General features: G+C 62.9%; 7 protein-coding genes. 2 read left to right on the plus strand and 5 right to left on the minus strand.

The genetic code is table 11. From position 1 onward, the window contains the following. Positions 1 to 77: 77 nt before the first annotated feature. From carB to J3R75_RS03665, 5 genes are all read right to left on the minus strand, one after another. Positions 78 to 3,326, minus strand: coding sequence for a carbamoyl-phosphate synthase large subunit (gene carB / locus J3R75_RS03645; protein WP_307259979.1), 3,249 nt, complete (start codon positions 3,324 to 3,326; stop codon positions 78 to 80). Then, the gene (gene pyrG, locus J3R75_RS03650; RefSeq protein WP_307259980.1) at positions 3,310 to 4,950 is read right to left on the minus strand and encodes a CTP synthase; all 1,641 of its coding nucleotides are present in this window, start codon (positions 4,948 to 4,950) and stop codon (positions 3,310 to 3,312) included. Before pyrG ends, carB begins: the two co-directional genes overlap by 17 nt. A gap of 5 nt (positions 4,951 to 4,955) precedes the next feature. After that, positions 4,956 to 6,035, minus strand: coding sequence for a glutamine-hydrolyzing carbamoyl-phosphate synthase small subunit (gene carA, locus J3R75_RS03655; protein ID WP_307259981.1), 1,080 nt, complete (start codon positions 6,033 to 6,035; stop codon positions 4,956 to 4,958). A 69-nt stretch (positions 6,036 to 6,104) separates the two neighbouring features. Beyond that, complete coding sequence (locus J3R75_RS03660; RefSeq protein ID WP_307259982.1) at positions 6,105 to 7,916, minus strand: amidophosphoribosyltransferase; 1,812 nt, start codon at positions 7,914 to 7,916, stop codon at positions 6,105 to 6,107. Positions 7,917 to 8,044: 128 nt separating this feature from the next. Further along, positions 8,045 to 10,117, minus strand: coding sequence for a glutamine synthetase III family protein (locus J3R75_RS03665; RefSeq protein WP_370882386.1), 2,073 nt, complete (start codon positions 10,115 to 10,117; stop codon positions 8,045 to 8,047). 564 nt (positions 10,118 to 10,681) lie between these two features. On the opposite strand from J3R75_RS03665, the gene gltB reads away from it, so the two are divergent. Together gltB and J3R75_RS03675 are read left to right on the plus strand one after the other, a co-directional pair. Continuing rightward, positions 10,682 to 15,136 carry a glutamate synthase large subunit gene (gltB, locus tag J3R75_RS03670; RefSeq protein WP_307259984.1) on the plus strand — a complete coding sequence of 1,485 codons (4,455 nt, stop codon included), beginning with the start codon at positions 10,682 to 10,684 and terminating at the stop codon, positions 15,134 to 15,136. Between the two features lie 3 nt (positions 15,137 to 15,139). Next, on the plus strand, positions 15,140 to 16,507 hold the full coding sequence (locus tag J3R75_RS03675) for a glutamate synthase subunit beta (protein WP_307259985.1): 1,368 nt from the start codon (positions 15,140 to 15,142) through the stop codon (positions 16,505 to 16,507). Positions 16,508 to 17,280: the final 773 nt, after the last annotated feature.

Consider the following 17,280-nt stretch of genomic DNA (forward strand, 5'->3'; position numbering starts at 1 on the left):
ACGTCCTATACGTCCTATACGTCCCATACGTCCCATACGTCCCATACGTCCCATACGTCCACGAAGAGCAGCAGTCTTTAGATCATCGGCCGTTCGCGGCCGAAGAGATGCCGGTGGTATTCTTGCAAGCTGCAGACCGTCATGCGGCCGGCGTCGATGCTTGAATTGGTGAGGCCTTCCAGGGCCACAGTGAAGGCCGACAGCGTGGTGGTGATGGGCGTGCCGGCGGCGACGGCGCCGGAGCGCATGCGGATCTCGTCAACCATAGCGGCCGCGCCGGTCTCCGGCGTGTTGACAATCCAGTTCACGCGTTTTTCACTCAGCAGATCGAGCAGATTGGGCCGGCCCTCGCTGATGCGGAAAACGGCTTCGCACTGGATGCCGGCGTTGTAGAGCATGGTCGCCGTGCCGCGCGTCGCATAGATGGTGTAGCCGAGCTTCACGAGCTCGCGAATCACCGGCAGCGCCGGCGCTTTGTCGAGGTCGCGCAACGACACGAAGACACCGCCTCCCGCAGGCAGCGCATTGCCAGCGGCCTCTTGGCTCTTCATGTAGGCCGCGCCCACGCTGTAATCAATGCCCATCACCTCGCCCGTGGACTTCATCTCCGGCGACAACACGATGTCCACGCCGGGGAATTTCACGAAGGGAAACACGGCTTCCTTAAAGGTCGTGTATGGAATCTGCACTTCTTTGGTGAAACGCAGGTCTTTGAGCTTTTTGCCGACCATGCACAGCGACGCCAGCTTGGCCAGCGGCACGCCGATCGACTTGCTCGCAAAGGGCACTGTCCGCGACGCCCGTGGATTGACTTCGAGGATGTACACCTCGCCGTCCTGAACCGCATACTGGATATTGATCAGCCCGCGGACGTGCAACTCCCGCGCCAGATCGTGGGAGTGCCGCCGCACCCGCTCAATGATCGCCGGCGACAGACTCCGCGGCGGTATCGAGCAGGCAGAGTCGCCCGAGTGGATGCCCGCCAACTCGACGTGCTCCATGATCGCCCCCAGCACCGTCGTCGTGCCATCCGAAATGCAGTCCACGTCCAGCTCAACGGCGTTCTCCAGAAAATGATCCACCAGGATCGGTCGCCCTTCGGAAACCGACTCGGCCTCGGCCATGTAACGGCGCAGATACTTCTCGTTGTAGACGATGACCATCGCCCGCCCGCCGAGCACGAAAGACGGCCGCACTAGCACGGGATAGCCAATGCGCTCGGCGATCGCCACCGCCTCGTCGGTATTGCGCGCAATGCCGCTGGGCGGCTGCGTGATCTTCAGGCGATCTGCCAGCTGCTTGAAAAAATCGCGGTCCTCGGCAGCGTCAATGTCTTCCGGACTAGTGCCGATGATGGTCGCGCCGGCCGCCTGCAGGCCCTTGGCCAGATTCAGCGGCGTCTGACCGCCGAACTGCACGATGACGCCCGCGCATTGCTCGCGTTCGTAGATATTGAGCACGTCCTCCAGCGTGAGCGGCTCAAAGTACAGCTTGTCGCTGGTGTCGTAGTCGGTCGAGACCGTTTCGGGATTGCTGTTGACCATGATGGTCTCGTAGCCGTGGGCACGCAAGGCGAATGCCGCATGGCAGCAGCAGTAGTCGAACTCCAGGCCCTGGCCAATGCGGTTTGGCCCACCGCCAAGAATCATGATGCGCGGCTTGCCCTGCGAGTCCTTCACGGGCTCGTCAGCCTCGCCGTACGTCGAGTAGTAATACGGCGTCGGCGCGGTGAATTCACCGGCGCAGGTATCGACCGTGCCGTACACCGGCAGAATACCCAAGTCCTTGCGCCGCTGCCGCACGGCCTGCTCCGTACTGCCCAGCAGGTAGGCCAGCTGCCGGTCGGAATAACCCAAATGCTTCGCCCGCAAGAGCTGCGCCGGGGCGTCCGTGAACTCGCTCTCGAAGTGCACGAGCTCGGCCATCTTGCGCAGGAAGAACTTGTCGATGCGCGTCAAACTGTACAGTGTCTCCACCGTCCACCCGCGGCGCAGGGCCGCCCGCAGCACGAAGAGCCGCTCGGCATGCGGCCGTTCCAGCTCAGCCGCCAGCGTCGCGTCGTCGTAGGCCTCGTAACGGCCGTCCTTGCCGTCGGCGCCAAACCCAAAACGGCCCGTCTCCAGTGAACGCAGGGCCTTCTGCAACGCCTGCTGGAAATTGCGGCCAATGGCCATCGCCTCGCCCACCGACTTCATCTGCGTGCCCAGCGTGCTGTCCGCCGCAGGAAATTTCTCGAAGGTAAAGCGTGGCACTTTGACGACCACGTAGTCCAGTGCGGGTTCGAAGCAGGCCGGCGTACTGCAAGTGATGTCGTTGCGCAGTTCGTCAAGAGTGTAGCCCACCGCCAGCAGCGCGGCGATCTTGGCAACGGGGAAACCCGTGGCTTTGCTGGCCAGCGCGCTGGAACGCGACACGCGGGGATTCATCTCGACGATGATGCGCCGGCCATTGTCGGGATTGATCGCCCACTGCACATTGGAGCCGCCGGTTTCCACGCCGATGGCGGCCATCACCCGCAGGCTGTCGTCGCGCATCGCCTGGTACTCGCGGTCGCTGAGGGTCAGCGCCGGCGCCACCGTGATGGAATCGCCGGTATGCACGCCCATGGGGTCGATATTCTCAATGGAACACACAATCACCGAGGTGTTGTTCTTGTCCCGGATGACCTCCATCTCAAACTCTTTCCAGCCGATCAACGATTCTTCAACGAGCACCTCCCGGTTGCGGCTGGCCGCCAGCCCCCGCTGCACGATCGCCACAAATTCCTCGTCATTGTACGCGATGCCGCCACCGGAGCCACCCAGCGTGAAACCCGGGCGAATGATCAGCGGCCAGCTGCCAATCGTCTGCGCAATCGCCCGCGCCTCATCCAAGCTGTGGGCCGATGCCGACCGCGTCGTTTCCAAGCCGATCTCCGTCATCGCGCTCTTGAATAGCTGCCGGTCTTCGGCGCGGCGGATGACGTCGGCATTCGCGCCGATCAGCTCGACCTGGTAGCGCTTGAGGATGCCGCTCTCGGCCAGTTCCATGGCCAGATTGAGCGCGGTCTGACCGCCGAGCGTCGGCAACAGCGCGTCCGGCCGTTCGCGACGGATGATCTCATGCAGGGACTCCACGGTTAAGGGCTCAATGTAGGTGCGGTCCGCGAACTCCGGATCAGTCATAATCGTCGCCGGATTGCTGTTGACCAGCACGAGCTCGAAGCCCTCCTGGCGGAGGACTTTGCAGGCCTGCACGCCAGAATAGTCGAATTCGCAGCCCTGGCCGATCACCACCGGCCCCGAGCCGATCAGCATGATCTTCCTGATATCATTGCGCTTTGGCATGTACTGTCTCCCTATTTGCTCCTCTATCGGCATAATGCCGCTCCAGCGCCGCCGTCACCAGTCCCTGGAACAACGGATGCGCCGCAATCGGCCGCGATTTGAACTCCGGATGAAACTGGCAGCCGACAAAAAAGGGCCGGCCCGGCAATTCCACGATCTCCACCAGGCGCTGGTCGCGGCTCACGCCGGCTATCACCAGACCGGCGTTGCTCAAGTCCTCGCGGAATAGATTGTTGAACTCATAACGATGGCGATGCCGCTCGGAGATTTCTTCCTCCCCGTAGCAGCTGGCGCTGACCGTGTTCGGCCGCAGCAGGCACGGGTAGGCCCCTAGCCGCATGGTCCCGCCCTTGGCGGTGACGCCCCGCTGCTCCGGCAGGAGATCGATCACTGGATGCGTCGTCGCTTCGTTGAACTCCGTGCTGTCGGCGTCCTCCCAGCCCAGGACATTGCGCGCATACTCGATGACGATGCACTGCATGCCCAAGCAGATGCCCAACAGGGGCACGCCATTTTCCCGCGCGTAGCGCACGGCCGCCAGTTTGCATTCCACGCCACGCTGGCCAAAGCCGCCCGGCACGATCACACCATCGACTGCGCCCAGCCGCTCGCAGCCACCGGCGAGCTCCTCGGCCTCAATCATCTCCACCTCGACTTTCGCATACGAGGCGATGCCGGCGTGGCTCAGCGCCTCATAGACGCTCTTGTAGGCGTCGCGGCATTCGACGTACTTGCCCACCAGCGCGATGCGACAACGACGGCGCGGATGCAGCACCCGCTGCAACACGCCGTCCCAATCGCTGTGATGAATCTCATGCACCGGCAGCCGCAGGTACTCAAGCACTTTCATGTCCAGCTGCTGCGCCGCCAGTTCCGACGGCACTTCGTAGATTGAGTTGGCCACGTCCTTCTCCTCAATCACCAGATCCTCCGGCACATTGCAAAACATCGCGATCTTGCGGCGATGCTCTGCGCCCATGCTGACTTCCGTCCGACAAACCAGCACGTCCGGCATGATACCGATGTTGCGCAGGATGCCCACCGACTGCTGACTGGGCTTGGTCTTGAGCTCGCCCGCCGCCCGCAAATACGGCACCAGCGTCAGATGAATGAACAAGGCGTTGCCCGCGCCGGCCTCCAGCTTGAACTGCCGCGCGGCCTCCAGGAAAGGCTGCGACTCGATGTCGCCGGCCGTGCCGCCGATCTCGCAGATCACGATGTCGATGTCATCAGCGGCCGCCGAACGCATCGCCAGCTTGATCTCGTCGGTGATATGAGGAATGACCTGCACCGTCGCGCCAAGATAACCGCCGGCGCGTTCGCGGGCAATCACATTGCTGTAGATCCGCCCGCTGGTGTAGTTGCTGTGCCGCCCGCAGCTCACGCCGGCGAAGCGCTCGTAATGCCCGAGGTCCAGGTCGGTTTCCGTGCCGTCGTCCGTCACAAAAACCTCGCCATGCTGATATGGCGACATGGTCCCGGGGTCGACATTCAAATAGGGGTCGAGCTTCTGCATGGCCACGCGGTAACCGCGGCTTTTGAGCAGTAGCGCCAGACTCGCCGATGTGATGCCCTTGCCCAGACTTGATACCACGCCACCCGTTATGAAGATGTATTTCGCCATTGCCGTCACCGCCCCATCAGTTCCCGGAATTGCTTGAAAAGATACAAGGCGTCATTGGGGCCGGGCCCCGCCTCGGGATGATACTGCACGCAGAACATCGGCTCGTGTTTGTGACGCACGCCTTCCAGCGTCTGGTCGTTCAGATTGATGTGCGTCACATCCAAGCAATCTGGCAGGGAGTCCATCGCCACCGCGTAGTTGTGGTTCTGGCTGGTGATCTCGACCGTCGCCCGCTCCAGATTGCGCACCGGGTGATTGCAGCCGTGATGGCCGAATTTCAGACGGCCGCAGCTCGCACCCATCGCCAAGCACAGTATCTGATGCCCCAGGCAGATGCCCATCACCGGCACCCGCCCGACCAGCTGCCGCGCCGCCGCAATCGCCCCCGTCAACGCCGACGGATCGGCCGGACCGTTGGACAGGAAGACCCCGTCGGGCTTGCGCGCCAGCACCTCGCCCGCCGTCGTCCACGCCGGCACGACCTGAACCTGTATGCCCACCGCCGCCAACGACCGCAGGATATTGTACTTGATGCCGAAGTCGAAGGCCACCACCCGCAGATCGCCGCTGCGATTCCAGTCGTAAGCGCTCGGATTGCTGACCTTGGCCACGTAGTCCTGGCCATCCAGGCCCTCCCAGGCCTGCGCCCGGGCAATCGCCTCGACCGTGTCCAGCGGCTCATCCGCCACATGCATATAGGCCTTGCGCGTGCCGTGATCGCGGATATGCAGCACCAGCCGCCGGGTGTCCACATCACACAGCGCCGGCTTGTCATGCCGCCGCAGCATGGCGCTCAGGCTCTCCTCAGAGCGGTAGTTCGACGGCTCATTCATGGTCTGGACAATCAGGCCATTGAGGAAAAGCCCGCGTGATTCCATGTCTTCGTGATTGCAGCCGTAATTGCCCACTTCCGCCGTGCTCAGGGTCACGAACTGCCCGGCATAGGACGGATCGGTGATGATCTCCTGGTAGCCCGTCATGCCCGTATTGAAAACCGCCTCGCCCACGCTGTCGCGCGGCGCCCCGCAGGACCGGCCATAGAAGATTTCGCCGTCATCCAGGGCTAGGTAGTGCCGTTTGTCCATCGTCTCACCTTTCTCCATCCGCGGCGCCGTGGCGCCGCGGGAATTTGTTCGTCTCGTCACTCCGTCTTGTCAATAAGCCCGGCCGGCTACCCGGCTGGCGTAGTTCACCAGTGCGCAGTTGACCACGCGTTTGCCGCCAGCCGTTGGATAGTCACCCGTGAAATACCAGTCGCCAAGATGATCCGGACAACAGGCGCGCAGCTGCTCGCAACTCTGATATACAATCCGCAACTCGGCCTTGAGCTCCGGCGGCCGCAGCAAGCGGCAGATCTCCGCCGACAGTTCCGCCGGCGTTACCAGCGCGTACAGCGCCAGCGCGCGATTTGCCATCTGCTCGTCCGGCAACGCCAAGTCTGCCCGCGCCAAGACCACCGCGTCCTGGAAGGCCTTCTCCAGCCCCCGCCGCTTGATCAGTGACATCAGGGCCTCGAAGGCCACCAGCTCGCCAAAGCTGGCCATGTCAATGCCGTAGCAATCCGGGTAACAGATCGGCGGCGCTGACGACACCACCACGATCCGCTTCGGCCCCAGGCGGTCCAGAATCGGCAAAATCGCGTTGCGCATGGTATTGCCGCGCACGATTGAGTCGTCAATCACCACGAGGTTGTCAAAGCCTTGACGCACGATGCCGTAGGTCACGTCGTACACGTGGGGAAAGAGGTCCTTGCGCTGCGCCGCGTCTGCAATAAACGTACGGAATTTGGCGTCCTTGACCGCGATCTGCGCGAAGCGCACCCGCTGGCCACCGCTGCTCTCGTGCAACTCGTCAAGCATGCCGTGGAAACTGATCTGAGCAGTATTGGGTATGTACGAAAACACCGTATTGGCGTAGTCATGATCGACCGCGGCCAGCACCGCCGGCGTCACCGCCCGCCCCAGCGCCCGACGCTCGCGCTGGATGTCAGCGTCACTCCCACGGGAAAAATAGATACGCTCAAAGACACAGCGCCGCAGGGGCCGCTCCGGGAGGCAACGCTGCAATTTCAGCTCGCCATTGCGCATGACGCTCAGCGCATGCCCCGGCGGCAATTCCTGCACCTGCGCCGACGCGAGGTTGAACGCCGTCTGAATCGCCGCGCGCTCCGACGCCACCACCGCAATCTCGTCGTCAAAGTAATAAAAGGCCGGCCGGATGCCGGCGGCGTCGCGCAACGCGAAGGCATCGCCATTGCCCAATGCCCCACAAATAACAAAGCCGCCATCCCAATGTCTGGCGGCCGAGGACAATATCCCCAGGATGTCCGAACTGTCGGTACCCTGGTGCGTCACCGACAATTTTTCCAGGTAGTGCACCAGCTGCACCAACAGCACTTCGCTGTCCTGGGTCCGGCTGGGATGATGACCCGATTCGACCAGCTGCGTGAACAACTGCCGCGTATTCGTCAGATTGAAATTGCCCGCCAAAAGCAGGCAGTGATTGCGCCACGAGCTGTCCCGCACCTGCGGATGACAGGCCGTCATACTGCGGTTGCCATAGGTCCCATATCGCACGTGACCCAAATACACTTCACCACAAAAAGGGCGCGTCAACGAGCGGCCAGCACTTGAGCCCGCCGACGCCCCCGGCGCTGGCGAAGCCACCGGCAACACGCCCGCCCCGCCAGCGGCTGCGATTAGGTCGCCAATGCGGTTCAAGACCTCCGCCAGCGGTAATTCCCCGCAGGACTTTTCGACCTGGTAGAAGGGGTGCCCAGGCTCGACCTGCAGGCCGACGCAGCCGATGCCGGCGCCGTCCTGACCACGATTGTGCTGCTTCTCCATCAACAGGGCGAGCTTCTCAAAGCCGTAGTAGGCAGAGCCGTACTGCCTCTCGTAATAACCCAAGCCCTGCCGCAGGCGCAGCAGCGTCACTCCGCACTCGTGTTTGATTTCGTCGGACATCGCGTTGTTTCCCGCCGCTCCTCGTGCTCTCAAAAAGCCCGGCCGCACTATGCGCGCAGCCGGGCGCGGTCACCGTTCGCGCCATCGCGGAGCCACCACAGCGGCCCCGCGCCAGGCACGATCACCCGTCAGTAGATGAACAGCATCTCGCGATACTTCGGCAGCGGCCAGCGGGCGTCATCAACAGCGTGCTCTAGGGTGTCGACGATCTCGCGGATGCTCTCCATCGCCACGATGATACCCTCGTGCATGCCCTTGAGCGCCTCGTCCAGCTCGTCGCAGCGCCGCTGCAGCTCGTCCAGGCCCTTGCCCAGTAACTCGGCCGATATGCGCAAGCCCTCAACACCATGGCTAATACCGGCCACTTTCGCCGCGTTGAGCGCCGTCAGTACCCGCCGGTATTCCTCGGTCACCACGGGGAAGATCAGACTCCGCGCGATTTCTGCCGCGATGCCGCCTTCAATCCGTATGCGCCGATGGTATTCTTCCATGTACACTTCGTAGCGCGAGGCCAGTTCGATCTTGCTGAACACGCCATAGCGCACGAAGATATCCTGGTTCTCAGGCTTGAGCAGCGGCTTGATCGCTTCCATGGTGTCGCGCAAATTGGGCAGGCCGCGCTTCTCGGCCTCCTTCACCCAATCCGCGCTGTAATTGTCCCCATTGAAGATGATGCGCTGATGCTCCTTGATCACGGCCTTCAGCAGGGCCTGCAGCCCCGTGTTGAAATCCGCCGTGGAGAGCTTCTCCAGTCGCTCGCTCAGATAATCCAGCGACTCGGCGACAATCGTGTTGAGCACCGTGTTGACCTCCGCGCAGGACTGGCTTGAGCCGGGCGCGCGGAACTCAAATTTGTTGCCGGTGAAGGCGAAGGGGCTGGTCCGGTTCCGGTCCGTCGCGTCACGCGGCAACGTGGGCAGCGAATCCACGCCGATGCGCATGGCGTCCGGCCGCTTGCTCCCGGTGATGGCGCCGTTCTTGATCTGGTTGATGACATCGGCAAGCTGCTCGCCCAGGAAGATCGAGATGATCGCCGGTGGCGCCTCGTTCGCCCCCAGGCGGTGGTCATTGCCGGCACCCGCCGTCGTAGACCGCAGCAGGTCACAGTGCAAATCCACCGCCCGGATAATCGCACTCAAAACCGTCAGAAAAATCGCATTTTCATGCGGATTCTTGCCCGGATCCAATAGGTTGTGATTGCCGTAGCTCACGGACCAGTTGTTGTGCTTGCCCGAGCCATTCACGCCCGCAAAGGGCTTCTCGTGCATCAGACAAACCAGACCATGACGGTCCGCAACCTGCCGCAGCACCTCCATCACCAGCATGTTGTGATCAATCGCCAGATTCAGATCCTCAAAGATCGGCGCAATCTCAAACTGCGCTGGCGCCACTTCGTTATGGCGCGTCTTCGCCGGGATGCCAAGAGTCCACAACTCTTTCTCGACATCGGTCATGAACGCCAATATCCGCGGCTTGATCGAGCCAAAATAATGGTCTTCCAGCTGCTGATGCTTCGGCGGCGGCGCCCCAAACAGCGTCCGCCCCGTCTGCACCAGGTCCGGCCGCTGCAAATAGAACTTCTTGTCAATCAAAAAGTACTCCTGCTCCGGCCCGAGCGTGGCCACCGTCCGCGCCTCCGGCTGCTTGAAACAGCTCATCAAACGGCGTACCGAGCGATTCAGTGCCTGGACTGAACGCAGCAGCGGCGTCTTCTTGTCCAATACTTCGCCCGTGTACGAACAAAAAACCGTGGGTATGCAGAGGGTCGCTCCATTCCCGTGACGTTTGATGAACGCCGGGCTGGTAGGATCCCAGGCCGTATACCCACGGGCTTCAAACGTGCAACGCAAGCCGCCAGACGGAAAACTCGACGCGTCCGGCTCGCCCATAATCAGATTCTTGCCCGAAAACGCCATGATCGCCTCGCCCTTGTCCGACACGTCCAAAAAGGCGTCATGCTTCTCCGCCGTCCCACCCGTCAACGGCTGGAACCAATGCGTGTAATGCGTCGCACCTCGCGCCAACGCCCATTCTTTCATCGCATGCGCCACGTCGCCCGCAATCGACGGGTCCAAAGCCGCGCCACCGGAAATCGTCGCAATCAACTTTTCCGCCGTCGCTTTCGGCAGGTACTCACGCATGCTCTCGGCATTGAAGACATCCTCGGCATAATACGAGATGCTCGCCGCCTGCGCCGGCATCACGCCGCAAGGCAGACGGTCCGCTACCGCATTCACCGCGTTAACTCGATTCAAATTGCTCATGTCGCATTCTCCTTAACAAAGCGCTGATGTCATTACACCGCCCAAACAGTGCATACTCTCAGCAGTAAACATGCCAATGCCGCAAAAGACCCCGGCGAGCTCAGACCGCCCAAGGCACCTTGCCTAATCTATTACCATTTTGTAAAAAACCACGAAAACGAGTTGTACAAAAATGTACAAGACGGGGAAGACGCCCCACCCTGGGCAGACGACTGTTTCTTGCCCTACGCCCCCTTCGCCCACTACTGCTGCCTACTATAGGTCCCCTACGTCCCATTCGTCCCATTCGTCCCATTCGTCCCATGTCCCCTACGTCCCCTACGTCCCCTACGTCCCACTACGTCCCATGTTCCCTACGTCCCCTACGTCCCCTACGTCCCATTCGTCCCATGCCTTCCCCATTCCAATCTTCCCCACACTTGGCACGCCCCCTGCTATTAGTTCTCCCGGCAGTTTCTGCCGCATCGCTCATTGCAAGCCCACTTACGACGAGGTACCACCATGTCCCAGAATGAAAATGAGGCCCGACAGCGTAGCCTGAATCTGCCTGCAGATTCAGGGTTGTACAGTTTTCGTCATGAACACGACGCGTGCGGCGTCGGTCTGGTCGCAAACCTGACCAACCGCGCCGATCACGATATCATTAACAAGGGCATCACCGTTCTGAAGAACCTCATGCACCGCGGCGCGGCCGGGAGCGATCCCGATACCGGTGACGGCGCGGGCATCCTCTTCGCCCTGCCCGACGCCTTCTTCCGCCGCATCGTGCCCATCGCACTGCCACCGGCGGGGCGTTACGCGGTCGCCATGCTGTTCAATGGCCGTGGTGAGGAAGAGCGCATTGACGAGATCGTCCGCAGCGAAGGCGCCAGCATCTGCCACTGGCGCGACGTCCCGGTCAATCCCGACGCAGTCGGCCCCGTTGCCCGCGAGAGCTGCCCGCTGATCCGCCAGTTCTTCGTCAGCGGCGAGGCATACGCCGACCAGGACGTCTTCGAACGCAAGTTACTGGTCATGCGGCGGCGCCTGGAAAAGGAGCTCCACGATGCCTATCTGCCGAGCTTTTCAAGCCGCAACATCGTCTACAAGGGCCTGCTGCTGGCGACGCAGATCGACCACTTTTATCCCGATCTGAGCGAAGAGGACCTGGTCAGCCCCCTGGCCATTGTCCATCAGCGCTACAGCACCAACACCTTCCCGACCTGGAAGCTGGCGCATCCCTTCCGTTATCTGGCGCACAACGGCGAGATCAATACCCTGCGCGGCAATCTCAACCAGATGCGCGGCCGCGAGCCTTTCCTGGCCAGCCCGCTCTTCGGCGACGACCTCCCCAAGCTCCTCCCGCTCATTGACGAAAACCAGAATGACTCGGCCTGCCTCGACAATATGCTCGAGCTGCTCGTCTGCGCCGGCCGCAGCCTCCCCCACGCCATGCTCATGCTCATGCCACAGGCATGGGGCGTCAACTACCACCTCGGACGCGATGTGCGCGGCTTCTTCGATTATCACTCCGCGCTCATGGAGCCATGGGACGGCCCCGCAGCCGTCGCCTTCACCGACGGCGTCAACGCCGGCGCCATCCTCGACCGCAATGGCCTCCGGCCGGCGCGCTACACCCTGACCAAGGACGGCCTTTTCGTCCTGGCCTCCGAGACCGGCGTACTGGACATCCCCGCCGGCGACGTCGTCCTCAAGGGCCGCCTCGGCCCCGGCGAAATGATCTGGTGCGACCTGCAGAAGCAACGGCTGATCGGCGACGCCGAGCTTAAGAACAGCATCGCCCGCCAACAACCCTATCGCCGCTGGGCGGAGGAAAACAAGATTTCCATCAGCGGTCTCTTCGATTCCATCAATCCCTCGCTGGTCAATGGCGACCTCGCCGCCCAGCAACGCCTCTTCGGCTGGACCCGCGAGGACGTGGACATCATCGTCGGCTCCATGGCCGCCACCGGCCATGAGCCACTGGGCTCCATGGGCAATGACGCGTCGCTAGCCGTGCTCTCCGAAAAGCCCCAGCTGCTCTATAACTACTTCAAGCAGCTGTTCGCACAGGTGACCAACCCGCCCATCGATCCCATCCGCGAAGAGCTGGTCATGAGCCTTACCACCTACATCGGCAACCAGGGCAATATCCTCTCGGATTCCGCCCAGCGCGCAAGCATCATCAAGCTCTCTCGGCCCATCCTCACCGACGAGGACCTACGCCGCATCTGCGCCGTCCGCGAAACCCGCGTCAGCACGGCCGTCCTGCAGTTGGGCTGGCACAATTCCCTGGAAGAGGCCATCACCCGCCTGGAAGAACGCGCCGTGGCCGCCGTCAAGAACGGCCATAACATCCTTGTCCTTAGCGACAAGGACCTCCCCGACGACCTCACCCCCATGCCGGCGCTGCTGGGCTGTGCCGCCGTCAACCGCGCGCTGATCCGCAAGGGCCTGCGGCCGCCCGTCGGCCTCATCGTCCAGTCCGGCGAAGTGCGTGAAATCATGCACTACGCCCTGCTCCTCGGTTTCGGCGCCACGGCCATCAATCCCTACCTGGCCCTGCAGACTGTCACCGCACTGACGCAAAATCAGCAGCTGAGCGTCTCCGCCCCCAAGGCAGCTAGCAACTACATCACCGCCGTTGAAAAGGGCATCCTCAAGGTCATGTCCAAGATGGGCATCTCAACCCTGCGCAGCTACCGCTCGGCCCAGATATTCGAGGCCGTCGGCATCAACCGCAATGTCATCGACCGCTATTTCCCCGGTACTGCCTCGCGCATCGGCGGCATCGATCTCAACGACATCGCCCGCGAAGCCCGGCAACGCCAGGCCGATGCCCTCGGCCAGACCGGCATGAGCCTCCTCCCCTCCGGCGGCCAATACCGCTTCCGCAAGGACGGCGAAAACCACCTCTGGACGCCCGACAGTCTCAGTCTCTTCCGCCAGGCCGTGCAAAACAATGACGCCGACAAATACCGCGCCTACGCGCAATGCATCAACAACCAGGCCAGACACTTGTGCACTCTCCGCGGTCTCTTCGACTTCGCCGCTGCCACGCCCGTGCCGCTGGCCGAAGTCGAAAGCGTCGAGTCCATCATCCATCACTTCGTGTCCGGCGCCATGAGTCTCGGCTCCCTCAGCCCCGAAGCACACGAAGCCATCGCCATCGCCATGAACCGCCTCGGCGCCATGAGCAACTGCGGCGAAGGTGGCGAAGACCCCGACCGCGAAAAGCCCGGCGCCAACGGCGAGGTCCGCTCCAGCGCCATCCGCCAGGTCGCCAGCGGCCGCTTCGGCGTCACCATCAGCTACCTGGCCAACGCCCGCGAACTGCAGATCAAGATGGCCCAGGGCGCCAAGCCCGGCGAGGGCGGGCAGCTCCCCGGCCACAAGGTCGACGCCGCCGTCGCCCGCGTGCGCCACTCCACGCCCTTCGTGACGCTGATCTCGCCGCCGCCACATCACGACATCTACTCCATCGAAGACCTCGCCCAGCTCATCTTCGATCTGCGCAACGCCAACCCCGAGGCGCGCGTGTCCGTCAAGCTGGTCTCCGAAGTCGGCGTCGGCACCATCGCCGCCGGCGTCGCCAAGGGCCACGCCGACGTCATTCTCATCAGCGGCCACGACGGCGGCACCGGCGCGTCGCCTCTCACCAGCATCAAGCACGCAGGACTGCCATGGGAACTCGGCCTGGCCGAAGCCCAACAAACCCTCGTGAAAAACAAGCTCCGCGGACGCGTCCGCCTGCAAGTGGACGGCCAGCTCAAGACCGGCCGCGATGTCGTCATCGGCGCCCTCCTCGGCGCCGAAGAATTCGGCTTCGCGACAACACTCCTGGTCTGCCTCGGCTGCGTCATGATGCGCAAGTGCCATGACAACAGCTGCCCCGTCGGCGTGGCCACGCAGGACCCCGAACTGCGCAAGTGCTTCCGTGGCAAGCCCGAGTACATCGAGAACTTCCTCCGCCTCCTCGCCGGCGAAGCCCGCGAAATCCTCGCCTCCTTGGGCCTGCGCTCGCTGGACGAGGCCGTCGGCCGCAGCGATCTGCTGGTCATGAACCGAGCCATCAATTACTACAAGACCCGCAAGCTCGATTTCTCGGCCATCTTCCACCGGGAAAGCGCAGGCCAGATCCGCTGGGACGGATCGCGCTTCCCAGTCGAGAGCTTCGACCAGGAACAGCTCCTGCCCAAGCTGCAGAAGGCCGTCAACAAGGGCAGCAAGGCACACATCCAGTGCGCCATCCGCAGCGTCCACCGCAGCGTCGGCGCGACTCTTTCCTGCGCTATCACCCGCAAGCACGGCCCACAAGGCCTGCCGCAGGACAACATCCGCGTCGATTTCAACGGGGTGGCCGGCCAGAGCTTCGGCGCCTTCCTGGCGCCAGGCGTGACCTTCAGGCTCGAAGGCGAAGCCAATGACTACGTCGGCAAGGGCCTCTCCGGCGGCACCATCATCATCACCCCGCCAACCGGCAGCGGCTTCGTCGCCAAGGACAACGCCATCGTCGGCAACGTCGTCGGCTACGGCGGCACCAGCGGCCAGCTCTTCCTCAATGGCCGCGCCGGCGAGCGCTTCGCCATCCGCAACAGCGGCTTCAATGCCGTCGTCGAGGGCGTCGGTGACCACGGCTGTGAGTACATGACCGGCGGCCGCGTCGTCGTCATCGGCCCCACCGGCGTCAATTTCGCGGCCGGTATGACCGGCGGCGTCGCCTACGTCCTGGACGAACACAACGACTTCGATCTGCACTGCAATCTCGGCTCCATCGATCTCGAAAGCATCGACGCCGGCAGCGCGGACGAAGCAGAGCTGCTCGCGCTGCTCCGCGACCACCACGCTCTCACCGGCAGCGCCGCGGCCGCCGCCATTCTCGCCGACTGGGAGAACGCCCGCGGCACCTTCGTCAAGGTCATGCCCATCGAGTACCGCCAGGCCCTGCGTCGGCAAAACCAATCCGTGGAGGAATAAGCCATGAATGAACAACGTGCATTCCTTGATATACCGCGCCTCGACCACGTCTACCGCCCCGTCGATGAGCGCGAACGGGACTTCGCCGAAGTCGAAATGCCCATGAGCGACGAACAACTCCGCCAGCAGACATCGCGCTGCATGAACTGCGGCATACCCTTCTGCCACGGCACGGGTTGCCCCCTGGACAATCTCATTCCGGATTTCAACGCCGCCGTCCATCGCGGCGACTGGCGCCAGGCATGGGAGCTGCTCAGCAGCACCAGTCCCTTCCCGGAATTCACCAGCCGGGTCTGCCCCGCGCTCTGCGAAGGTAGCTGCACGGCCGGCATGAACTGCGGGGCCGTGACCATCCGGCAGGTCGAAAAAGCCATCGTCGAGCGCGCGTTCGCCAATGGCTGGGTGCAGCCCGACCAGGTCGCCAGCCGCAGCGGCCGCCGCGTCGCCATCGTCGGCGGCGGCCCCGCCGGCTTGAGCACCGCCGTCATCCTCAACCGCCTCGGCCACAACGTCACCGTCTACGAGAAGAACGCCGGCCCCGGCGGCCTCATGCGCTACGGCATCCCGGACTTCAAGCTCTTCAAGCAGCTCATCGAACGCCGCGTGCAGATCATGAAGAAGTCCGGCATCCGCTTTGTCTGCGACACCGAGGTCGGCCGGGACGTCTCTGCCAGCTACCTGACCAAGCAGTACGACCACCTCGTCCTCTCCTGCGGTACGCCCGTCGCCCGCGACCTGAGCATACCCGGCCGCGAACTCCAGGGCATTCACCTCGCGCTGGACTTCCTCGCCGGCCAGAACCGCGCTAACGCCGGCGAACTGCCTGCGCCCCCCATCGTCGTCAAGGGCCAGCGCGTGCTGGTCATCGGCGGTGGCGACACCGGCAGCGACTGCGTCGGCACCAGCCACCGCCAGGGCGCCGCATCAGTCACCCAGATCGAAATCATGCCCCAGCCGCCGGCGACTCGCTCGTCGTCAACGCCGTGGCCACTTTGGCCATACCTGCTGCGCACGTCGTCCAGCCACGAAGAAGGCTGCGAACGCCGCTGGGACCTCAGCACAACCGCCTTCGTCGGCGAAAACGGCCGCGTCAGCGGCGCCAAGGTCCACCCCGTCAGCTGGACCTGCGCACCAGACGGCCGGCCGCTGAAGTTCACCCCGACTGGCAACGAAGAGGTCATCGCCTGCGACGTGGTCTTCCTGGCCCTGGGCTTCATCAAGCAGAGCCGCCAGCAACTGCTAGAACAGTACGGCCTCGCCGACAGCCCAGCCATAAGCATCTGCGGCGACGCCGCCAACGGCCCATCGCTGGTCGTCCGCGCTATCGCCGACGGCATGGCCCAGGCACGTACCATCGACACGGCATGGTAACTGGTCAGTGTACACCCCGGCGCTTCGCTGGGACAATTTGCAGGAAACCCACGGCCCGCCGCCGCCCAGCCATCCGACCTTGATTCCCGCCGACCTTTACGGCAGCGTGTTTCATAGGAGTGATTGATAACCAAAACTGTGGTGCCTCTACGAGGCACTGTCTGTTGGCAAGCGGCGTCCCCAGGCTAAAGCCTGGGGTTAAGCATGGTTATGCGCCTACGGCGCAAAAACATAGATATTAAATGATGGTGGTTTTCGGCCCGAATCGGACAACGCAAGTCGTCTGATCGGCCAAGTTCGGCCCGGAGGGCCGCACCATGCATAGCCCCGGGTGAGGCGCCCGGAGGGCGCCGCAACCCGGGGTAGGACAACAACATAGAATTGCGCCTGGAGGGCGCCACATTGGCTAGCACATCCAGTCTCACCGCGCCGGAGAGGGGCATGTCGTCCAGCCAATATCAATGACTGACCGATTATGCGGCTAGGAGTGATTGTTATTTGTTGTCCCTGATGCCTTTTTGACCGCCCTGTCGCAAACCATCAGACTGATCGGCCAAGTTCGGCCCGGAGGGCCGAACCATGCATATCCCCGGGTGAGGCGCCCGGAGGGCGCCGCAACCCGGGGTAGGACAACAACATAGAATTGCGCCTGGAGGGCGCCACATTGGCTAGCACATCCAGTCTCACCGCGCCAGAGAGGGGCATGTCGTGCATCCAATATCAATGGCTCCTATGAAACCGATGCTCTGCATTTAACGGTATCCATGGCACTT

It is taken from the genome of Oligosphaera ethanolica (genome assembly GCF_030814695.1).
GTDB lineage: Bacteria > Verrucomicrobiota > Lentisphaeria > Oligosphaerales > Oligosphaeraceae > Oligosphaera > Oligosphaera ethanolica.